This is a genomic window from Flavobacterium algoris (assembly GCF_048158525.1).
GTDB classification, from domain to species: Bacteria; Bacteroidota; Bacteroidia; order Flavobacteriales; family Flavobacteriaceae; genus Flavobacterium; species Flavobacterium algoris.
Genome location: NZ_JBLNKT010000019.1, coordinates 1 through 22832, shown reverse-complemented (window position 1 = coordinate 22832; position 22832 = coordinate 1). Strand labels below are relative to the sequence as shown.

Sequence of the window (22832 nt, the reverse complement as noted above, 5' to 3'; positions counted from 1 at the left end):
AATATGGTGATTGTTTGAAATAGTACTTAATAATTTCAGTTCTAATAGGAGTGGCAATTTCGTAATTCTTAACGAATATTTGATGCCACATTCAAAAAAAGCCTTCCTAATTTTTTTGAATTGATAAAATTAAATAAAAATAGCCGTTCTTCATCGTGTTGCATTTAATATGCACACTTTTTTATAAAAAAACCCTTCGATATAAATACCGAAGGGTCGTCACTAAATAAACAAACCAAATTTATTTAATCAACTCCAAACTAACTTTCTTCTCTGCATTAGAATCAGTGCCAACAAAAATTTGAAACGCACCCGGCTCTGCAATAAATTGTAAATCAGAATTATAAAACTTCAACTCTTCAACGGAAATTTCAAAAGTTACCGTTTGTTTTTCTCCTTTTTTAACAGCGATTTTTTGAAATCCTTTCAGCTCTTTTATAGGTCTTGTAACAGAACCCACTAAATCTCTTATGTACAATTGCACTACTTCTTTACCATCATAATTTCCGGTATTTGTCACATCAACAGTAACGTTTACTTTTTCATTAAAATTCATTTTATCCGATGAAATTTTCAGGTTCGAATAGTCGAATGTGGTATAACTCAATCCAAAACCAAAAGGAAATAAAGGCTCATTTCTTTCATCTATATAATTAGATCTGAATTTTTCAAACTTTCCTTCTTTGTTCCCTAACGGTCTTCCCGTATTTTTTTGATTGTAATAAATAGGCACTTGCCCTACACTTCTAGGGAAAGTAGCAGTCAATTTTCCCGAAGGATTTTCATTTCCAAACAAAACATCCGCAATAGCACTTCCTGCTTCACTTCCTGCAAACCATGTATTCAATATCGCTGGAACAGTTTCGTTTTCCTGAACTAAAACTAATGGACGCCCAGTAAATAAAACCAAAACCACTGGTTTTCCAGTTTTAAGTAATTCTTGTAATAAATCTTTTTGAGCTTGTGGAATTTCTAAATTGGTTCGGCTGCTGCTTTCTCCACTCATTTCCGCAGATTCACCAAGAGCTGCAATAATTACATCGGATTGACTAGCAATTTTCAAAGCTTCTGCCAATAATTCTTCCTTTGTTCTGCTATCACGGTGTAAGGTTTTACCAAACATGGTCGCTTTTTCTTCGAAAGCTGCATCATAATCCAGATTACTTCCTTTGGCGTAAAGCACTTTAGTTGAATTTCCAACAACTTCATTGATTCCGGCTACTAATGAAATAGACTTTTGCATATTTGTCGCAACACTCCAAGTACCCGCCATGTTTTCTTTGGCATCAGCCAATGGTCCAATCACGGCTACAGTTCCTGATTTTTTCAAAGGAAGTAATTGGTTTTGATTTTTAAGCAAAACCAAAGATTGAGCAGCAATTTTTCTGGCTTCAGCTCTATTACTATTCGTGAAAATCTCCGTTTTTGCTCTTTTTTCATCACAATATTTATAAGGATCTTGAAACAATCCTAAATCATATTTGGCATTCAAAATAAGTCGAACTGCATTATCGATTTGTTCTATACTTACCTTTTTTTCATCCAATGATTTTTTTAAAGTAGTAAGAAAACCTTCGCCTACCATATCCATTTCCACTCCGGCATTTAGAGCCAACGCAGAAACCGTTTGTAAGTCTCCCATTCCGTGTTCTATCATTTCAGGAATTCCTGTAAAATCAGTAACCACAAAACCTTTAAAACCCCATTGTTTTCTCAACACATCAGTCATTAACCATTTGTTTCCAGTTGCCGGAATTCCGTCAATTTCATTGAAAGATGCCATAACAGAACCTACACCAGCATCAACAGCCGCTTTGTATGGAGGAAAATAATCATTGTACATTTTTATTCTGCTCATGTCAACCGTGTTGTAATCGCGTCCGGCTTCCGGCGCACCATACAAGGCAAAATGTTTCACACAAGATAAAATGGTATTGTTTTTTGACAAATCGTCTTGTTGGTATCCATGAACCATAGCTTTGGCAATTTGGCTTCCCAAAAACGGATCTTCACCCGAACCTTCAGAAACTCTACCCCATCTTGGATCACGAGAAATATCAACCATAGGAGAAAAAGTCCAGTTGATTCCATCAGCACTGGCTTCTTGAGCTGCAATTTGAGCACTTCTTTCAATCAGTTTCATATCCCAAGTACAAGACAATCCAAGCGGAATAGGAAAGGTCGTTTCATATCCGTGAATGACGTCCATTCCAAAAAGCAACGGGATTTTCAATCGGCTTTTTTCGACTGCAATCTTTTGCACTTCTTTAATTTTCTGAACGGACTTGATATTGAATAAACCACCCACTTTACCTTCTTCAATATTTTTAGCCACATTAGAACTATTGGCAGCTCCAGTGGTAATATCCCCCGAAGTAGGCAAATTCAATTGCCCTATTTTCTCCTCCAAAGTCATTTTCGACAATAATTCGGATACAAATTCGGTTTTGGGTTTAATTTTAACTGTCTTTTTAGCTGTCTTTTTTTGGCTGTAGCCAAAAAGTGAAAAGCCTAAGAGAAGTATAATTAGTTTAATTTTCATTTTTTATTTTTTTATTTGTTTAAACATCCAATCATAAATTTCTTGGTTGTCATATACTCTTGACCAACTGTCGTGACCTGCATCATCAAAAATGGTTAGTTCGACATTGCCATTACACTTTTTTAGTTCTTTATAAATGGCGATTGCATAATCTGGATTCACAACATCATCCATCAAACCGTGAAAAACCCGAGTTGGAATAGCTGCAATTTTACATGCTTCTTCCAATTGAATCAGATCTACAAATCCTGAAATTGGAACGAGTGCTGCAAACATATCGGGATGCGAAAAAGCCAGATTCCAAGTTCCCCATCCCCCTAAACTCAATCCGGTAAGGTAAATTCGGTTTGAATCTATATTGTTTTCTTTTTGAATTTTTAAAATCAAACGGTACAATACTTCATTATTCCATTCTTCGTTTTCAGGACATTGTGGTGCCAAAATATACGCATCGAGTTCGTGGTTTTTAATGTATTTAAAAGGTCCATGAATTTTTACTTTTTCGATATCAGTTCCTTTTTCACCTGAACCATGAAGAAAAATGATTAACGGTTTTTTATCTTTAGTATTCGCCGGAATATGTAATGCATAACCCATTTCGTGTTTTTGCACGATTTCGGTTTTCATTTTTCCATTTACCTCTGATTGTGAAAAGGCATTCCATGAAAATAAAAAGGCAATTATTATAATTTTATACTTCATAATTCCTTAAAAATTATATTTCCCGGAATGGAAACCTAGTTTTACTAAACCTTGTTTTACCTCTGGTGAATTCATAAATAATTTCCATAATAAACCAGTACGATAATTTTCAACCATTGGGGCAATTGTACCTTGATCGATTGCTAAATATCGTGGCGTTATCCAATTATAATGCGGAGAAAAAGCGTCATAAGGTCCTGCAATTCCAACTAAAGAACTCTTTTTCTCATCATATAAATAATGCAGAAATTTCATTGATTCTGTTGGCGTATAAGGAAAAGAGGATAATGCTGCTGTAGGTGAAATTACTCCTAAATCATTATTAGGCTGATGCGCTGAATATCCTGTAGATCCATCACTATTACGAGAATAACTTGCCGTTAATCCCCAACATTTGTCCGAATACCCATTCCATTGATGTGGATTAGCAATACAATATTTGTTCATGATTTTAGCATGGTTTTGGGTCAGTGCCCAATAATCTGCATATTGATCCGTCAAGTTAGTAGGATCTAAACCTAAATAAGAATAATGTGCCCAAAACATAGGACCTACATTTCCTGTTGCTCCATTATAATTGAATATTACTGGAATTCCGTATTGTGAACTGCCATTTACTATTGCGCCATTTCTTGCCCAAGCCTCATGATAAGCTGCAGCCGGAATAGGATGTGTAGGAGACGCAGCACCCATTATATAGGTAATCAAACATTCGTTGTATCCTTCCAGTTTAAAATTCATTTCCCAACCGTAAGTAGGTGACCAATGCCAGTATAAAGCATTTTCGCCTTTGGTATACCAATCCCACTCAACACCTTTCCATAAATTATCCGCTTTAGTCGCTAAAGCTTGCTCTGCAGTAGTTCCGTTTTTGAAATATTCTCTAACGGTTAACAAACCCTGACATAAAAAAGAGGTTTCTACTAAATCTCCGCCATTATCTTTAGTTCCAAAAGGAATTACTTTGCCTGTTGTTCCATTTATCCAATGTGACCACGCACCATGAAACCGATCTGCATTTTCGAGAAAAGTCAAAGCAGTTGTAAGTCTAGAAACAGCTTCGCTTCTATTAACAAATCCTCGCTCTACACCAACGACTATTGACATTAATCCAAAACCTGAACCTCCGGTAGTAACTATATTAGCTTCAAAACTTGGATCATCAGTTAGGTAACGCTCTCTTGCTAATTTTGAATTGGTTTCAGCATAATCCCAAAAATATTTGATAGCATCTTTTTGAACCTGATCCATAGCTTCGGTATCAGTTAAAACAGGTATAGGAGTAGTAGGAGTCGTTGGTAATGGAGTACCGCCCCCACTATTTCCTCCAGGGGATGAAGACGAACAAGAATTTAAAAAAATTAAAAAAAACATTATGTATAAACCGTTTTTCATCTTTATAAAAATAATAGGATTAATGACTAAAAAAATACACACCTAGTTTTATCCAAACTAGGTGTGTCAATAAATCTTTATCTGTTATCTTTTTCTAATTTATATAAAGCAACAACTTCATTATCAGAAAGTGCTGCGTTATAAATTCTAAACTCATCCATTAGACCTGTATAATTCAACATCCAACCATCTGCAGCACCCCAAGGAGCACCTAAATGTTGTTGATATCCACCAATAATAAATTTAGAAACATTAGAATTAGCCAGTTCGCCAAAACCAACTCCGCCAGTAAGCGGATCACTAGCATATCGTTTTGCTATTGAAGCAGGCAAATCAAGCTTTTTTCCATCAATGTACATACTGTAAGTAGAACTCGTTCCACTATACGTCCATACTACATGCTTCCATGTTCCAAACATATTTGCTAAAACATTAGCACCACTATGCTCTATAAACTGACCTGACCAAGCAATACTAGGTGTCACATCTTTTTGAATATGATTTTTCATTAACATCGTTTCTGCTGGACCTGTACCTTCAATCAATGAGAAAATATTTCCCCAAAAATCTGTAGTTTTTGGTAACATAAATAAAGATTGTGCTCCACCAGTATGTGGATTTGTATTAATCCACATAGAAACTGTAATGCTTTTTACATCTACCAAAGAACTTGCTACTGTACTATAAGCGATAAAAGAATTTGAAGAGCCTTGATAAGCCTGCCCTTTTATTCCATTACCATACGTTACATTTGTTCCAACTCCACCTGTTATTCCGTTTTTTGAATCTGAAATAGTATTCTCAAAACTGAATTTAGCAATCAAACTATTGGCAGCAACAGCATCTGAGTTATCATACCCTCCAATTGACTCATAAGGAATCGGGCTGTTTACTTTATCTATACTATCCTCATTACAGCTTACAAAAAATTGAGAAGCCAGAACAGAAGCAAATAAGAAAATATATTTATTTTTTTTCATTTTTACTGTTTTTAAAAATTAATAACCAGGATTTTGTGCTGACAATCCGTTTGATTGCGTAATGAATGCTTGAGGCAATGGAAACAATTCATGTTTACCTGCAACAAATGTTTTTCCATCAATAGCAAATGCAGCAACCGCTTGACCAGTACGTACTAAATCAAAGAATCTATCGTGTTCGAATGCCATTTCAACTCTTCTTTCTTTCCAGATTGCTGTTCTAACATCAGCTTGAGATACTGCAGTTGTATTTCCTAATCCAGCTCTTGCTCTGATTTGGTTCAACAAAGGAATAGCCGCTGTAGTTTGATTCAATTCGTTTAATGCTTCGGCTTTCATTAGTATTACTTCAGCATATCTCAAATATTTAATATTCACATCAGTTTCCCAAGCATCTGTAAAAGCAGAAGAATACGCTTTATAATTATATCTAGGATTTTCAACTGTTGTTGGTACAACTCTACCATCGTATAAAGTGGTTCCTGCAAAAATGATTGTTGCATTTTTTCTAACATCACCAGTTTCATAAGCATTTACTAAACTTTGAGAAGGGGTATTGAAACCCCAGCCCCATCCACCATTACCACGAGCACCTTGTGTAGCTGAATATCCTGAGATTCCTTTAGCAGGAACTGAACCAGTACCTTGAATTTCAAAAATAGATTCGGCATCATTTTCTCCAGCTAATCTAAACATAGAAGCATAATTTGGAACAATAGAATATCCTGTAATCAAATTACAATTGTCTACTACTTTCTGCCAGTTTTTTTGGTATAAATTTACTTTTGCTAATAATGCATAAGCAGCTCCTTTTGAAGCTCTACCTTTTTCAGCAGCAGCATATTCTGATTTGTTTGGTAATGCCGCAATAGCATCCGCCAAATCACTTTCGATAAAAGCATAAACTTCAGCACTTGTTTTGCGTGTTAATTGCATGATTCTATCTTCATCCGAAGATGGATTTGGCAAATGATCTACAATTGGTACACCACCATAAGCTTTTACCAAAGTAAAATACATAAAGGCTCTTAAAAATTTAGCTTCTCCTAATAATCTGGCTCTTAAACTAGGATTCGCTTGGTCTAATTGCGGGATAATACTTAATGCCTGATTGCATCTGTTAACCCCTTCATAATTAGCCTCAAAAATTTCACTAGTAGATGGAGTTGAAGCATTATAGGTTAAAGCATCCATTAAATCTTTATCTGAACCCGTATCTCCAGGAGACGATCCTTTGTCAGCATCATCAGAAGCAATGCTAGACAATCCAATCCAAGAAAATGAAGTCATATTCCAATCTAAAAATTTACTATAGATTGCTGTTACAAAAGTAGCCGCTCCTTCATCATTATTGAATAATGCAATATCTTTCGTAGAAATAGATTCTGTTTGATCTACATCTAAATAATCGCTTGAGCATCCTGAAACAAAGTATGCGGATAGCACAAACAGTGATATATATATCTTTTTCATTGTATTAAAATTTTAAATTAGCACCAATAACGAATGATCTTAATGTTGGGTATGCATCCAACTCAATACCTTGAGTTCCATAAGGATCGCCATTACCATTTAATTCTGGAGAAAAACCAGAGAATTTTTGAGTAATAAATGGATTTATTGCATTTACATATACTCTGCAAGAATTCAGAAATTCTCCTTTTAATGGAATTTTGTATCCAAGAGTAATATTATTGATTCTAAAGAAATCACCAGATTCTAAATAATAAGTAGAAGCTACCGGAACTAAATTAAATGGTCCAGGATTTGCAGCCGTAGTATTATTTGCAGTCCAGAAATTAGTAGCCAACGATTCTTCTATATTTTCTCCGCTAAAGCGTTGTGCTTTTTTACCATTGTACACTTTTGCTCCAGAAGTACCGTATCCATCTACAGATAAATCAAAGTTTTTATAGTTCAACCCTAAAGTAACACCGTAGGTAGAAGTTGGCAGTATAGAACCTACATATTTTTTATCTTTATTTTCATCTAAAGCGTCTTGAGTTACTTTGGCTCCAGCTGCAGTATAATACAACATTTTACCATTTGCAGCATCAAAACCAGCATAATCATACATATAAAAACTACCTAATGGTCTCCCTATAGAAGTATTGTCTAGTAATTTTGTCCACTGCCCGTTTCCTAAATCTCCTCCATGAATTGGCGCAAGCGTAGCATCTTTTAAACCTGTCAACTTATTTTTGTTGCTAGAAAAATTACCTCCTACCCAGTAACTCAAATTGTCAGTCAGTTTATCATCCCAACGTAAAGCAACTTCATATCCTTTATTAGATACTTTTCCAACATGGGCTGGTGAGGAATTACTTATTCCAGAAGTCATATAAGGTTTTGTATTTAAAATAACATTTGTTGTTGTTTTATCATACACATCAAATGACCCTTTTAATCTGTTGTTCAATAATTCAAAATCGATACCACCAGAAGTTTCCTCTGTAATTTCCCATGATAAACTTGGGTCAACCTGAGAATTAATAGTAGTTCCTTCATTCAATATAGAACCACCTAAATAATAACTAAGACCCGAAGAATAAGCTTGATTATTAAGTGGTACATTTTGATTTCCTAGTCTACCCCATCCTCCTCTTAATTTTAACAAGTTAATTCCTTTCACGTTAGCCATGAAGTCCTCTTTAGTAACAATCCAACCTAAACCAAAGGCAGGAAACGTTCCCCAACGATAGTCTTTACCAAAATTAGAAGAACCATCACGTCTGATTGTACCTGTCAATAAATACCTGTCCATTAATTTATATTGGAAACGACCAAAATAAGACGCTATTTTATTCTCATTGAAAACTTCATCTTTATAATTAGTAACTGTTCCTACATAATCAACACCAGCTAATGACCAATAATTAGCATTTGCATTTACATTTTTTCTGGCAATTGTTAATTGCTCTCTTGCTCCTTTTACAGAAGTTTCAATACCTCCTGTTATCTCAATGTCATGAATATCACCAAATACTTTATTATAAGTAATGTAATTTGATAAATTCCAATTAAAATATTGGTTTCTTCCTTTTGTCAATAAGTTATTATTCTTATCCGCAGGATAAATAATTGAAGCTAATTGACCTGGATTATTATTCGATTGCCAAATAGCTCTAGTATCTTCAAAATTGTAATTTTTCCAAGAATAATATTCACCGTTAAACTGAGAAGTGAATTTTAATGATTTTACAATTTCATAATCTAATTTCAAACCACCTTGTAGTGTAATACTTCTTTGTTGCTCATTAAAATAATCTAATTGAGCAACTGGATTACCAACGTTGTTAAAAGAAGAACCTGTTGTTCCTGCAAAACCATCGTTTCCTACATAAGATACTCCATATTGACCATTAGAAAAACGAACTGGAACTATTGGTGATTGTTTGTAAGCATTAGTAAAAGCACTCAAAGGTTTCGGGCTTGAATTAGTAGAACCGAAACTGAAGTTTTGATTCAAAGTCAATTTTTTAGAAATTTTGAACTCATTGTTATTTCTAAAAGTGGTACGACTATAATCCAAACCATTAAGAATTGCTTTTTCTTGGTAATTTCCTAAACTGAAAAAATATTTTATATTTTCTGTTGAACCAGAAACCGAAGCGTTATTTTGAACATACGATCCTGTTCTTGTAATAGCATCAAACCAATCTGTATTAACCGGTTGATCTTGTGAAAAAGTAGTCGTTTGCAAAGCTGCATTCGAATAATGAGAATATTTGTTACTTCCCGCCATTTTTACTTTTTTCAAAGGCTCTCTAAAACCAGCATAGCTTTCGAACTCAACAGAAACCTTATCACCTTTTCCTTTTTTGGTTGTAATAATGATTACACCATTTGCAGCTCTAGTACCATATATAGCAAGAGAAGATGCATCTTTCAAGATTTCATAAGAGGTAATATCATTCGTATTGATATTATTGATATTTTCAGTAGGCATTCCATCTACAATGTACAAAGGGGTTCTTCCTCCCAAAGCTGTACCCAAACCTCTAATAACTACAGAAGGTGTACTTCCAGGCAAATCAGAAGAAATTACTTGAACTCCCGCAGCTTTACCTTGTATCGCTTGTGAAGCATTCAAGACTTTAGTTTTAGATATTTCCTCTGCTTTCAATGAAGTAATTGCAGTGGTATTATCAATCTTTTTTCTAGTTCCATAACCTATGACAACCACTTCTTTTAATTCGGTGTCTTTAGATTCTTTTAAAGTGATATTCATAGTTTCTGAAGTAACCTTTATAGATAAAGCATCAAAACCTACCATACTTATTTTTAATACCTCACCTATTTTGGCATTGATATTAAAATTACCGTCAAAATCAGTATCAGCTGAAGTTTTAGAATCAGCAGCAACAATCATTGCAGCAGGAATTCCAATTCCATTCTTATCCAATACTTTTCCCTTAATTACTTGACCAGACATATATGCCGGAAGCAGAATGAGTGCTAAAAAGCTAAAAATAAAATTTCTCATATATTAATAATTTGTTAAAGTTAGTGGGACCAAATTAGATAATTACAACGTTATAGTACCCATAATGGAGTTACTACATGAATACATCAAAACATTAAAAAACGATAAAAAAACTATATTTTACAGTAGCTAAGAAAGGTAAAGAGACACCATACTACATCGACATGATGTAGTAATGATGTATTGTAATTTCGTAAAAAAATGATTAAAATAATATAGTATCTATAAAAATAGAACTTATTTTATATGGTTAATAAAAATTTAGAAAGATTTTCTTCTTGAGTAAGATTTAATTTCTTTCTTAATCGATAACGATGCAGTTCAACTCCTCTGAAAGAAATATTCATCATTGGAGCAATTTCTTTGGAGGAAAGATTCATTTTTAAGTAAATGCAAAGCTTAATATCCTTTGAAGTAAGGTTTGGATATTTTTTAGAAAGGTGAATTATAAACTCATTATGAATTTGATTTAAATTTGTTTCAAATGTTTCCCATTCATGCTTGTTAACCGCATTGATTTTTATAGCTTTTTTTATCTCACTCTTTAGTTTATTGAAATCAGTTTCAGAATCTAAAATTCCTTGGATATTCTCTATCATTTCACTTTGCTTGGCAATTGAAAGTGATTTACCAGCTACTTCTGATGATTTAGATTGCAATTCCAATTCAAGAATGTGTTTTTCATATTCCTGAATATTCAACTCATTTTCGGCTTTTAATTCCATTTCCAGAATTTTCTTTTGATGCTTTAATTCTTCTTCCTGTAATTTCAGTTTTTGAATATATTTTATCTTATTCCATTTATAATAAAGGTATAATATCAAACCGATAACAATCAGGTATACCAAAATCATCCAAAAAGAAAAATACCATGCCTTTGCAACGATAAATTGAAAACTGGAAACTTTATTATAATGCAATCCATCGTTACCATAAATAGTCACCTCATGAGAACCACTAATGAGGTTATTCAAAATAATCAATCCCTCATTTATGGGAATGAATTCTTTGGTACCATTAATTTTATAAAACAAATCTGGTTTTGTCGCCCCATAAATTCCAGATATCACATGTATTCTAAGCTCTGAATTATGCTTAATTTTTGATGTGTTTTCTACTAAAATACCATCATTGAAAGCTTCAATTTTTATATTAGTTGTTTGCTTGTTTTTGGATTTTAATTGAAGTGATATAAAACCATCATCTAGATTTAACAGATAACTGTCATTATTTTTAAATACTTTCAAATTATCATTAATGATTTTTCCTTTATAATATTTCTCCTGAATGCTATTTTTAATAAATTGATTATCATTAGCATAAACATGATATAAAAGTCCTCCTTGAAGTACCATAAAGTTATTTTCATCAATGGTAACAATATCTGAGACGTTTTTAAAATTGGTGTTAAACAATTCATTTCCTTCTAACTGATTGGTGATTGAATTATAGGTGTACCAAGATTTATTGATTAAAAAAAGGATTTCGTTTCTGAACTCAAATATTTTCACGCCAAAATCATTACTTATTTTACTGCGTTGTGTAACATTATCAACACTTATAGTTTCATAAGTGTCATTATAAAGAATTCGATACAAACCTCTGTTATTATCAGCTGCCCATATTTCATTTTTCCTGTTTTGCGCAACATATTTTATGGGTTTCAGAATTTTTTTAATAACAATATTTTGCTTCAAGTTAGTAACATCATTATAAATGATTACACCACTGTATGTTGCTTGCAAATAAGAATTATTAATACCGCTTTTTGCCAAATTCCAACCGCCGTTAATAGTACTTAATTTATAGAATAATCCGTTGTCATAAATAAAAGTTCCTTCGTTGTGGCCTATAAGGTATTTATTATTTATTTTACTGATATTCCAGGCTTGCCCTTGTGTATTTGGAATCAATGAAAATTGCTTATCCTCATATTTAAAAATACCATGATTGGAAGCCATCAAATAGCCTTTTGGAGTGCTGGCCACAGAATAAACAGAACCTAAAATTCCTGAACTGTCATAAAAAATAGAAATTGGTGAATTGACTTCAATATGAGCAATCCCGTTATCCAATCCCAACCATAAATCATTCTCTTTGTCCTGACCAATACTTAAAATAGAATTGTTCATCAAGACGTTATTTCTATTGATGTTTTTATAAGAACCATCATTCAAATCTAGAACATAAACCCCTTTATTTGCTGTCCCTATTACCAGTTTATTGTTTTTTATAAACTGGGCAACATTGATGTTTGCAGTTTTCAAAATGTCATTTAATGGATTTCTCCAAGGAATTAAAGTACCTTTTTCCAGAACATAAACGCCATTTTTTTTAGTAAAAAAATACGTTTTATCTTCGTATTTTTGAATAGCATGAATAACATTATTTTCTAAAACAGCCCATTCCTTTACTTTTTCTAGATGGTCATTATTCATTTTATAAATTCCTTTCTCAACTGAAGCAACTAGCAATTCATTGCCAACTGGGAAGCAATAGGAAATCAAAAAATCAAATTTATTTTCTTTAATCACTTTTCCATCATACAGAAAAAGTCCATTAAAAGACTGAAAGTAAATTTTGTTATTAAACTTAAAAATCTTCCAAATTTCTTCATTGTTCTTTTCATCAAAAACCTTATTGCCTTTCGAAATCGAAACATAATGCATCTTTCCTCCTTTTCGAAACCAATACCCAAATTCTTTATAAGAACCTGAATAAATCTTGTCGCCGTCGACCATTATGGAACGAATGATCGTTTTGTTAGGTAACGTATATTTCTCCCATTTTACGCCATCGTATCGCAACAAATAATAATTATTTGCAAAATACATGGCATCATCATTTCCTTGTGCTACGTTCCAAATCTGGTTATCGCCCTGATAATTAGACTTGCTGTAATTTTCGACAAAAGGAAGCAACTCTTGAGAATATAGTTGGAACGAAAAAAAATATAATAGGATAATGAATGTAACTCTTGCTTTCAAAATGTGGCGTTTTATGTCCAAATATAAACAGATTTCTTAAATAAAAAGCATAAAAAAAGCCTCTGAATACAGAAGCTTTTTTTAGAAAAGGACGTTTTTTAATTGGTAAGTAATTCAAATACCTGATTTGCAATTTCAATTTCTTCATTAGTTGGAATAACTAATATTTTAGTTTTCGAATCAGGAGTACTAATTTCTCGAATTTCCTTCGAACGAATTTCATTTTTGGTATCGTCTAATTCAATTCCGAAATAATCCATATCCGTACAAACCAGTTTTCGAATGTAGGAGGAATTCTCTCCAATTCCTGCTGTAAAAACGATAGCATCGAGTCCGTTTAAAACCGCTGTATACGAACCAATATATTTTTTAATCCGATACGCATTCATATCTAAAGCCAACTGGCAATCAATATTTCCATTCGCTGCATTCGCCTCAATATCCCTCAAATCGCTATAGCCTGTAAGTCCCAGCATTCCGCTTTGTTTCTGCAACATCGTATTCACTGCTTCAAGCGAATATCCTAATGAATTAACTAGATAAAAAATCACGGATTGATCCACATCCCCGCTTCGGGTTCCCATAATCAACCCATTCATTGGACCAAAACCAAGTGTATGATCGATACTTTTTCCGTCTTTTATAGCAGTCATACTACATCCATTTCCTAAATGTATCGTAATAATTTTCGAGCCTTTATTTATAGAATTCTGTTTTAAATAATGAATTGCATTTTCCGAAACGTACTTGTGACTCGTTCCATGAAAACCATATACGCGTATTTTATTTTCTGTCAAAAGGTAGTTTGGCAACGCATATTTGTGCGCCACCACAGGAATCGTTTGATGAAAAGCCGTATCAAAAACAGCCACTTGCTGTGCCGAATTAAAAATTTCCTCCACCACATTTATTCCTTCTAAATTAGCAGGATTATGCAAAGGAGCTAAATCAAAAAGTTGCCTGATTTTATCTTTTACTTCGCTGGTAATAATTACGGTATTCGAAAAAGCGCTTCCGCCATGCACCACACGATGTCCGACAGCTTCAATCTCATCCGTACTTTTAATTACCCCCACTTTTTCATCCATCAGTAATTTGGCAATTTTTTCCAAACCAATTTTATGGTTTGCAATAGGCAATGTTTCTTCTAATTTAGTGTTATTGGTTACGTAACTTAGATTTGAAGTTTCCAATCCTATTCTGTCAATCATTCCCGAACAAATGACTTCGTTCGCCGGCATATCGATTAATTGGTATTTTATGGATGAACTTCCCGAGTTTATAATTACTATTTTCATTTTATAATCCTTGTGCTTGAATCGCTGTTATCACGACTGTATTTATAATATCATCTACCGTGCAACCACGACTTAAATCGTTTACGGGCTTGTTCAACCCCTGCAACATCGGGCCAATTGCCAAGGCGCCAGTTTCTCTTTGCACCGCTTTATAGGTGTTATTCCCCGTGTTTAAATCTGGAAAAATCAAAACGCTGGCTTGTCCTGCCACTTCAGAATTTGGCATTTTACTTTTTCCAACAGCCATATCGACTGCAGCATCATATTGAATAGGGCCTTCAATTTTTAAATCGGGACGTTTTTTCCTTACTATTTCAGTTGCAGTTCTCACTTTATCTACTTCATCTCCTTTTCCCGAAGAACCGGACGAATAGGAAAGCATGGCAATTTTTGGTTCTATTCCAAAAGCTAAACTGGAATCAGCAGAGGAAATTGCTATTTCTGCCAATTGTTCCGCAGTAGGATTTGGATTGATGGCACAATCCCCAAAAATAGAAACCCGGTCTTCCAGACACATGAAAAATATTGAGGAAACTACTGATGAATCTGGTTTTGTTTTAATGAATTGCAAAGCCGGTAAAATGGTATGTTGTGTAGTGTGTGCCGCTCCGGAAACCATTCCATCGGCATCGCCTTTATAAACCATCATTGTTCCAAAATACGAAACATCTTCCATTAAATCTTTGGCCATTCCTAAAGTTACGTTTTTTGCTTTTCGCAACTCATAATAGGTATTTACATATTCATCATAATGTTTGGATTCTATTGGATTAATAATATTAATTTTTGAAAAATCAAAATCCAATCCCAGTTCCGAAACTTTACTTTCTATTTGTTTTTTGTTTCCAATAATCGAAATATCAACCACATTCATAGCTAATAATCGCGAAGCTGCAATAATAATTCTTTCATCATTTCCTTCGGGTAAAACAATGTGTTTTCTATGTTTTCGAGCTCTTTTCACCAAATTGTATTGGAACATTTTTGGCGTCATTCCTTCCGCTTCAAAAGTAATTAGCTTTTCAGCCAAATTATCCAAATCGACATACTTTTCGAAAGTGTTGATGGAAGTTTCAATCTTCTGTTTATTATTAGCATAAATTTTAGATTTAATGGAACCTATTTTATTGGTGATATAATACGTCCCTTCTTCTACTGCAAAAATGGGCACAACCGGAGAAAGCCCTTCAATTAATTTTAGGATACTCACCTCGGGCAATATATTTCCGGTCAGCAGTATTCCAGAAATTGTTGGATAATTCACGGATTCATTCGCCTGAAGCGCACCAAGAATAATATCAGCTCTATCTCCTGGAGTTATCACCAGACTATTTTCTTTCAAATGCAATAAATAATTACAAAGCTGCATAGCTCCCACACTAAAATTACCCGTTTGATTGTTTAAATAAGCTGCGCCAAATAAAACTTTAGCATCTAATTTGTTAACAATTTCCTGAATTGTGGGATTATTTAAATTAGAAATTAAAGGAATTGAATTCACCAATATACTTTCTGGCAGACTTTTTTTCAAACCAGTAGTTACCAATTCAATGTTTTCAGGTTGTACTTTATTGGCGATTACAGCCAAAACTTCCACTTCTTTCACTTTGAATGAATCATACGCAAGATAAAGACTATCAATCAATTCTTCTAATGTTTTCCCGACTCCGGAGCCCACAATAATAGTTGGAATCCCCAGATTTTTGGCAATCAAAACATTCATGTCTAATTCGATAACAGTTCCTTCTCCTGTAAAACTGGTTCCTTCAACTAAAACAAAATCGAAACGTTCTTCTAATTTCTTATATTTTTCAATAATTAAATCGAGAACCTCCCCTATTTTTCCTTTATTCTTTTTTTTGATTAATTTACTTTTTGTAATGGCAAAAGCATCTTCGAATTGAATATCCAACCCAAAATGACCTATCACCGTTTCGATATGATTATCAAAACCTCCTTCTTCAAAATCTTCTATAATGGGTCTAAAATATCCTACCTTGGCAGTTTTGCCAATAAGCATGCTCATCAATCCCAAAGTTATAATCGACTTACCACTATTTTGTTCGCTGGTTGCTATATATATGGCCTTGTTCATCTTTATATTTTTGTATTTAATTCCATATTTACTTAATATATATCTTTTTAATTCCTAAAAATAGCGTCGTTTTTTAAAATAAATAATCATTCCAATTACAACTAACAACATGACACCCATAACTGCATAATACCCATTTTGATAATGTAATTCAGGCATAAACTCAAAATTCATTCCGTAAACTCCAACAATAAATGTAAGTGGAATAAATATGGCTGATACAATGGTCAGGGTTTTCATAATCTCATTCATCTTGTGCGTTTGTGCCGAAAAAAAGAAATTAGAAGCGCTTTCCAGTGAACCCATATCGGATTCAATTTGTTCTAAAAGCTCCAAACTCTTTTGATGCAATCGAGCAAAAAAACTAAAATTCTCCATTTCCATTGCATTAAATACATTATCGTCTTTGATGCTTTTTATGTCATACAAAGAATCCCGTAGCGGAATAATGGAACGTTTCAGAAAATTGAAATTATCGCGATGCTTTTCTATTCTTTCCAAAATTATAGGATCCGCACTTTTCTTAGAAAGGTTAATCAATTCTTCAACTTTATCTTCTTCATTTTCAATGGTAACATAAAAATTCTCCATGATTGCATCCAAAAGTATGTACAACAAATAATCTACTTTTTTTGTTCTAACAATTCCCGAATGTGTCCGAATTCGCTCCCGAATATGGGTAAAGAAATCACTACGTTTCTCCTGAAATGAAATTAAGATTCCATCTTTTATCAAAAAACTAATTTGCTCTACGCTAATATTATCTGAATCTCCAGCTGGTAAAAGTGATTTTATATTAAAAAATAAAATCTCAGATAGCTCCTCCAGTTTTGTTCTCCTAGTCGTATTTAAAATATCAGCAAGCATGAAATTATCTATTTCAAAATAATTCCCAATTGATTTTATTAATTCAATATTATTTAAACCATGAATATTCAGCCAATTCGTCTTTTGAGTATTGATGTATTTATCCAGATCCGAAACTTTAAAATCTTCAAATTCTATCAAATCAAAATTATCATAGACAAACAACTGCATTTCTGACTCATGGCTTCTATGAATCCCTGTATATTCTAGATTATACGGTTGTAGTTTCCTGCCTTTCTTATATTTAATTTTTCTCATTCCAACTCATTTATATAGTAATATTACGAAAAACTTTCACAAAAATATTGGTTCACCTTGGTTTAATATTTCTAAAAATAAAACTCTCTTTTTTATTTATTATTTTGAAAAAACAAAGATAAGCCGAAATAATAATCCTAATTATGAGATTAATCATGTTTCATTAATAAAATTCTACAAAAAAACCGAGCCATCACTAACTCGGTTTATTAATTTAAAAATTATATTTTTTATTTACCATCAACATAATCCTGTAAATAGCTGAATCTTGGTGTCAATTTCCCTTTTTCGGTAATTTTGGCTCTTTGTAAAATCCCATCTTTGTCTCCGTTGAAAAATGCAGGAATAACATGTTCCATAAACATTTCTCCAAAACCATCACTGGCATCCTTTGGCAATTCACAAGGTAAATTATCTACAGCCATAACTACAATTGCTGCTGGATGAAAAACATCTACTTCTTTATTTTCACTTGGCCAGTATCCGTATAAAGGCTCTGCAATTGTTGATGCTCTTGAGGTACATGCTATTGGACCATTGACATCACAAGAAATATCTGCAACAACTTTTATTTTACAATCTTTCGACTGAAGCATTTCACTTGTAAGAATTACCGGAGCTTCATTGGCATGAAAATGTCCTGTAATATAGATGTCTGAAACTTTAGTAAATCGCTCAAAATCAGACAGGTACTCTTGTGGACTTTTATAAAAATCAGTAAAATCCAGTACTTGTCCGTCTTTACGTTTATTGTATTCCAAAACATCGATTTGAGTGTAAACGGGTTGTGCATAGTTCTTTGTCAAATAATTTTCAACAGAAACTTCCTTTACTTTAATAGCATCCAAAATTTCTTTAGCACCATTCCCTACTTTACCGGTGCCAGTAATTACAAATTTTAAAGGAGGTAATACCAGTCTTTTTAAATGTGCAATCAAGGCTTCTTTTCCTGAAAGTGTTTCTGCTTTTGGTAATTTGAATAATTCGAATTTTATTCCAAAAGCACGGATACTATTATAAGTCCCTACAATTCCCGCATATTTCCCAAAACCAATTAGCCTGCGATTATGAGAATCTACAATGGTTTCATGATCATATAAATCAATATTTTTTTCTAAAATTGTCTGCAACAATTTTCTGTTGTAAGGTTGTTTTTTTATGGTATGTGAAAAAAAGAAATATGCTTTATTAGGAATTAAATCTTCCACGGGAACTTCTTTTACACCAAATAAAACATCACAATCACTGATGTCATTTGTAACTTCGATTCCTGAATTTTTATATTGTTCATTTGTAAAAATTCGAATATCGGAGCTTTCTACTTTTATAGAAGCACCTTGATACAATTGTTTTACTCTTGCTAATTCATCTGGAGAAAAAACAACTCTTCTATCTGGCGGGTTTTTTCTTTCTTTTATAATTCCGAACTTCATTTTTTATATTTTTATATCGATTAAATATAACTTTTTATGTATTATTTGTTACAAATATAACAATTTCAAACAAATTGACTTAATTTTTAAAATAAATTTACAAGTCTAAAACCAATTAAAAGCTGATGTCCAAAATGATACAAAACAGCAATTTCAAAACGTTGATAAAATAGTGTTAAGGTTTCGAAAAAAAGAGGAATCAAAAGGGATTGATTCTATATATTTGTCGTTCTAGTACAATGAAAATGATATTTATAAAAAAAGCAAATATACTACAATTACTCTTCCTACTATTCGTTTTGAGTTCTTGTACCAAAGAGAAAAAGAAAACAGCATTAAGTGATGCTCAACTCCCAAAGAGTACATTGCCTAAAATGAAACCTTTAACGAATGAAAGCCCTAAACTAACTGCTGCCTATATTGAGTCTAAAAAAAGATCCATCGAGGCTTTTTATAATAGAACTTGGCCCAATCATAGTGCAAACGGAAGTTTTCTTGTAGCCCAAAATGGACAAATCCTTTATGAGAATTATGAAGGTTATGCCAATTTTAGAGAGAAAAGATTAATAACAAGTACTACTCCGCTTCATTTAGCCTCTGTGAGCAAAGTATTAACTGCAACTGCCGTGCTGAAGTTAATTAATGCCAAAAGAATAGATTTGGACCAAAAAGTTAATACCATTCTAAAAGAATTCCCTTTTCCTGATGTTACTATAAAAACACTGCTAAACCATAGAAGTGGAATGCGTAATTATGCTTATTTTACAGATCGCGACAAAACGGTTTGGGACAGACATAACAGGTTAACCAATCAAGATATTTTAACCATTATGGCTACTAAAAATATTGGATTAGAATCTAAAACGGACACCCGATTTAGCTATTGTAATACTAACTATGCCATGTTAGCATTGATAATTGAAAAAATAACTAAGCTTTCTTATAAAGAAGCAATGAAGCAAATTATTTTCAAGCCATTGGGTATGAATAACACTTTTGTTTTTGATTATGATAAAGATAAAGACAGTATAGCTCCTTCTTATAAAGGAAATGGTGTTGAGATAGGCAAAGATTATTTGGATGCTGTTTATGGCGACAAAAACATTTATTCTACCCCTAGGGATTTGTTAAAATTTGACAGAGCGCGAAATTCTCCTGATTTTTTAACACCAAAGCTATTTAAACAAGTATTTACAGGATATAGCAATGAACGTAAGGGAGAGAAAAACTATGGTCTTGGCATTCGAATGATAAATTGGGAAACCGGACAAAATTTCTATTTCCATAATGGTTGGTGGCATGGCAATACTTCATCGTATGTCACTTTGCAAAAAGAAAAGGTAACTATAATAGCTTTGTCTAATAAATTTACAACAAGAACCTACAAAGTCAGAAAATTGGCTATGTTATTTGGGGATTATCCATTTCATCTTGACAAAGGGGAGAAAGAGGAATGATTTTTGTTGTAGACTTAAAAGTTTAGCACTAGAAATTCAAGTTTTAAATTGTATATTTGCAAACTCAAAATAAAAAGGGGTCGACTGGTTTTGACAGCAAGTCGAATTGAAAAGTAAGCACGTCGAGAACTGGGACAATTCTCGTTAATAAAAGGTTTCAAAACACATACACGGCGAAGGAAACTACGCTCTTGCTGCATAATCTGAATTATAGTAAGATTAGCCTCGTTCCTATCAGATAGGAAAGCAGGATTTACCTCGAAAGCTTTGGTTTATAGCGGTCGATAAAGGTGAATCGTAAATTTAAACCTAGATTTCCATGAGCTTCGGGTGGATTTCGAAATTAAGAAGATAAGTCTTGCGCGACTGTTTCTGGTCAAACGCAAGATCGAAAATCTAATCAGAAAATAAACGCGTAGAAAGCCTTTTAGTTGCTTGTTTGGACCCGGGTTCGATTCCCGGCGACTCCACTAATTCATTTTCAATTGAAACCAAAAGCCTGTAAATCTTAGGATTTACAGGCTTTTTCGTTTTTATTAATTTCAAATATCATCATTAAATCATAATCGAAAGGGTGCAAATTCGGGGTCATAAATTAATTTAAAAAAATGTCCCCGATTTTCAGATTAGACCTTGTTTAATAAGGGGTTTGAATACTGAACATCTTGACAATAGAATATTTAAAGTCGAAATTTAATAACTTCAAAAGTCACCACATTATGAAAAACAAAATTGCAATACTTTTTTATACAAAAAGTTCTAGAGCATTAAAAAACGGTTTACTACCGATTTATTTAAGAATTACGATTGATGGAGTTCGAATTGAAATTAGTACATCAAAGTATGTTGAAAATTCAAAATGGTCAGTAGCAGCGGGCAAAATTAAAGGCAATTCAGAAGAAGCCCGTACAATTAATAGTTATCTAGATATTCTAAGAAATAAAGTTTATGAAACCGAAAAGTCAATGATTAACAACAATCAAGAAATTTTTGCCAGTAGTTTCAAAAACAAGTTTATGGGTGTTGAAGAAAAAAAAAGAATGTTGATTCCTATTTTTCAAGACCATAATAAAAGAATGGAGGCATTAATTGATAGAGAATTTGCAATATATCCGAACAATTTTATCCTGCCTTGAAGCAAAAATTTAAAAACGAAGTACTCAATGTAGATATTCGTTTAGGCGAAACGAAAGATTCCGATCAGGATCCGCTAATTATTGAAATTTACTATCCCAATGTAATTCAGTACCCGGAATACATCCAACCCAGGGTTGTAGTAGAAATTGGATGTAGGTCACTTCGAGAACCTTTCACCGTCAAGTCTTTTTCTTCTTTAGTTGGAAGCCAGTATCCCGACAGGCAGTTTGCTGATGCTGCTATCGAAATACCGACTGTAAATCCGGAACGCACTTTTTTGGAAAAAATATTTCTCCTACATGAGGAATTTCAAAAGCCTTACACAGCTATAAGAGTCGATCGGCTAAGCAGACACTTATATGATATCGAAAGACTAATGCATACAGAATACGGCAAAGCTATAGTAAGCAATGAGATACTCTATAAAGAAATTTTAAACCACAGGAGAAAAATAACGCCCATCCGAGGCATTAATTATGACAATCATAAACCGGAATTTATAAATCCACTTCCTCCTGAAGCAATTGCAAGCGAATGGAAAAAAGATTACCAGATCATGCAGGAGCAAATGATTTATGGTAAAAGTTTAAAATTTGAAGAGCTCTTCGAAAATATCGTAACTTTAAAAAATCAAATAAATCAATTAAACTGAAATCTGGATTAATATTTGGCCTATTTGAAAGAATTCAAATGGTGGAACAAATAGGTTCTGGCATTAGTAGAAAGAGATACCTTACATAATAAGAAGTTCAGGATATCTATTCCAAAGCATTTGCAGCTGAGAGACTTAACCAGATAAAAGATCTTTTCGTTTTCAGCTGCTTTACTGGTTTGGCTTACATCAATGTCAAAAACTTAACGGTATCAAACATTAGTATGAGTTATTTATTAATGAATATGTCTACAAAAGAAATTATAGAAATCATGAATATTTCGAGTGGAGGAGTCGAAGTTGCCCGTCACCGTTTAAGAAAAAAAATGGGTCTAGATAAAACCGAAAATCTTATTAGTTACTTGATGAGTATATAACAAAAAAGTCGTTTTATAACTAAAATTTGAGACGGTTTTTTTATTTTGTAATATGTCCCGTCCTGAAATAGCGATACACAAAAAAGATCGTTATGGAAGAAAACATAAATTATGTAAAACGCACCCAACGCGATTACAGTATGTCTTTAAAGCTTCAAATTGTTAG

Annotated in this window: 14 protein-coding genes and 1 other RNA gene; 4 read left to right on the top strand and 11 right to left on the bottom strand. The window is 33.1% G+C overall.

What is annotated here, in order from left to right; genetic code table 11:
* Positions 1-241 precede the first annotated feature (241 nt).
* The 11 genes from bglX to ACM55I_RS10685 form a co-directional block, all read right to left on the bottom strand.
* On the bottom strand, positions 242-2542 hold the full coding sequence (bglX, locus tag ACM55I_RS10735) for a beta-glucosidase BglX (protein ID WP_416846784.1): 2301 nt from the start codon (positions 2540-2542) through the stop codon (positions 242-244).
* 3 nt (positions 2543-2545) lie between these two features.
* Positions 2546-3244: a carboxylesterase family protein gene (locus tag ACM55I_RS10730; protein ID WP_416846782.1), complete on the bottom strand. Its 699-nt coding sequence runs from the start codon at positions 3242-3244 to the stop codon at positions 2546-2548.
* 6 nt (positions 3245-3250) lie between these two features.
* Positions 3251-4618: a glucoamylase family protein gene (locus tag ACM55I_RS10725; RefSeq protein ID WP_416846781.1), complete on the bottom strand. Its 1368-nt coding sequence runs from the start codon at positions 4616-4618 to the stop codon at positions 3251-3253.
* Positions 4619-4716: 98 nt separating this feature from the next.
* Positions 4717-5619, bottom strand: coding sequence for a LamG domain-containing protein (locus ACM55I_RS10720; RefSeq protein WP_416846779.1), 903 nt, complete (start codon positions 5617-5619; stop codon positions 4717-4719).
* 18 nt (positions 5620-5637) lie between these two features.
* A complete protein-coding gene (locus ACM55I_RS10715) occupies positions 5638-7092 on the bottom strand; it encodes a RagB/SusD family nutrient uptake outer membrane protein (protein WP_416846778.1) in 1455 nt (484 codons plus the stop codon).
* 4 nt (positions 7093-7096) lie between these two features.
* On the bottom strand, positions 7097-10105 hold the full coding sequence (locus ACM55I_RS10710) for a SusC/RagA family TonB-linked outer membrane protein (RefSeq protein WP_416846777.1): 3009 nt from the start codon (positions 10103-10105) through the stop codon (positions 7097-7099).
* Positions 10106-10347: 242 nt separating this feature from the next.
* Entirely contained in the window at positions 10348-13092 is a 2745-nt protein-coding gene (locus ACM55I_RS10705) for a helix-turn-helix and ligand-binding sensor domain-containing protein (RefSeq protein ID WP_416846776.1), read from the bottom strand.
* A 98-nt stretch (positions 13093-13190) separates the two neighbouring features.
* Positions 13191-14390, bottom strand: a complete 1200-nt coding sequence (locus ACM55I_RS10700; RefSeq protein WP_416846775.1) for an acetate/propionate family kinase — start codon at positions 14388-14390, stop codon at positions 13191-13193.
* Between the two features lies 1 nt (position 14391).
* Complete coding sequence (gene pta / locus ACM55I_RS10695) at positions 14392-16485, bottom strand: phosphate acetyltransferase (RefSeq protein WP_416846774.1); 2094 nt, start codon at positions 16483-16485, stop codon at positions 14392-14394.
* A 54-nt stretch (positions 16486-16539) separates the two neighbouring features.
* Positions 16540-17610 (bottom strand): magnesium/cobalt transporter CorA, encoded by a 1071-nt coding sequence (gene corA, locus ACM55I_RS10690; RefSeq protein WP_416846773.1) that lies wholly within the window; start codon positions 17608-17610, stop codon positions 16540-16542.
* A gap of 230 nt (positions 17611-17840) precedes the next feature.
* The gene (locus ACM55I_RS10685; protein WP_416846772.1) at positions 17841-19043 is read right to left on the bottom strand and encodes an NAD(P)-dependent oxidoreductase; all 1203 of its coding nucleotides are present in this window, start codon (positions 19041-19043) and stop codon (positions 17841-17843) included.
* Between the two features lie 239 nt (positions 19044-19282).
* On the opposite strand from ACM55I_RS10685, the gene ACM55I_RS10680 reads away from it, so the two are divergent.
* The 4 genes from ACM55I_RS10680 to ACM55I_RS10665 all read left to right on the top strand — a co-directional run bounded on the left by ACM55I_RS10680 (position 19283) and on the right by ACM55I_RS10665 (position 22289).
* Positions 19283-20500, top strand: coding sequence for a serine hydrolase domain-containing protein (locus tag ACM55I_RS10680; protein WP_416846771.1), 1218 nt, complete (start codon positions 19283-19285; stop codon positions 20498-20500).
* A gap of 76 nt (positions 20501-20576) precedes the next feature.
* Positions 20577-20973, top strand: a transfer-messenger RNA (tmRNA) gene (gene ssrA, locus ACM55I_RS10675).
* A 246-nt stretch (positions 20974-21219) separates the two neighbouring features.
* Positions 21220-21636, top strand: coding sequence for an Arm DNA-binding domain-containing protein (locus ACM55I_RS10670; protein WP_416846769.1), 417 nt, complete (start codon positions 21220-21222; stop codon positions 21634-21636).
* Positions 21633-22289, top strand: a complete 657-nt coding sequence (locus tag ACM55I_RS10665) for a nucleotidyl transferase AbiEii/AbiGii toxin family protein (protein WP_416846768.1) — start codon at positions 21633-21635, stop codon at positions 22287-22289. The genes ACM55I_RS10670 and ACM55I_RS10665 overlap by 4 nt, the downstream gene beginning before the upstream one ends.
* The last annotated feature ends 543 nt before the right edge of the window (positions 22290-22832 follow it).

What these genes read in the sequence shown, in the direction of transcription:
- bglX (WP_416846784.1), bottom strand. Translation starts at nt 2,542, where the DNA reads ATGAAAATTAAACTAATTATACTTCTCTTAGGCTTTTCACTTTTTGGC.
- ACM55I_RS10730 (WP_416846782.1), bottom strand. Translation starts at nt 3,244, where the DNA reads ATGAAGTATAAAATTATAATAATTGCCTTTTTATTTTCATGGAATGCC.
- ACM55I_RS10725 (WP_416846781.1), bottom strand. Translation starts at nt 4,618, where the DNA reads ATGTTTTTTTTAATTTTTTTAAATTCTTGTTCGTCTTCATCCCCTGGA.
- ACM55I_RS10720 (WP_416846779.1), bottom strand. Translation starts at nt 5,619, where the DNA reads ATGAAAAAAAATAAATATATTTTCTTATTTGCTTCTGTTCTGGCTTCT.
- ACM55I_RS10715 (WP_416846778.1), bottom strand. Translation starts at nt 7,092, where the DNA reads ATGAAAAAGATATATATATCACTGTTTGTGCTATCCGCATACTTTGTT.
- ACM55I_RS10710 (WP_416846777.1), bottom strand. Translation starts at nt 10,105, where the DNA reads ATGAGAAATTTTATTTTTAGCTTTTTAGCACTCATTCTGCTTCCGGCA.
- ACM55I_RS10700 (WP_416846775.1), bottom strand. Translation starts at nt 14,390, where the DNA reads ATGAAAATAGTAATTATAAACTCGGGAAGTTCATCCATAAAATACCAA.
- pta (WP_416846774.1), bottom strand. Translation starts at nt 16,485, where the DNA reads ATGAACAAGGCCATATATATAGCAACCAGCGAACAAAATAGTGGTAAG.
- corA (WP_416846773.1), bottom strand. Translation starts at nt 17,610, where the DNA reads ATGAGAAAAATTAAATATAAGAAAGGCAGGAAACTACAACCGTATAAT.
- ACM55I_RS10685 (WP_416846772.1), bottom strand. Translation starts at nt 19,043, where the DNA reads ATGAAGTTCGGAATTATAAAAGAAAGAAAAAACCCGCCAGATAGAAGA.
- ACM55I_RS10680 (WP_416846771.1), top strand. Translation starts at nt 19,283, where the DNA reads ATGAAAATGATATTTATAAAAAAAGCAAATATACTACAATTACTCTTC.
- ACM55I_RS10670 (WP_416846769.1), top strand. Translation starts at nt 21,220, where the DNA reads ATGAAAAACAAAATTGCAATACTTTTTTATACAAAAAGTTCTAGAGCA.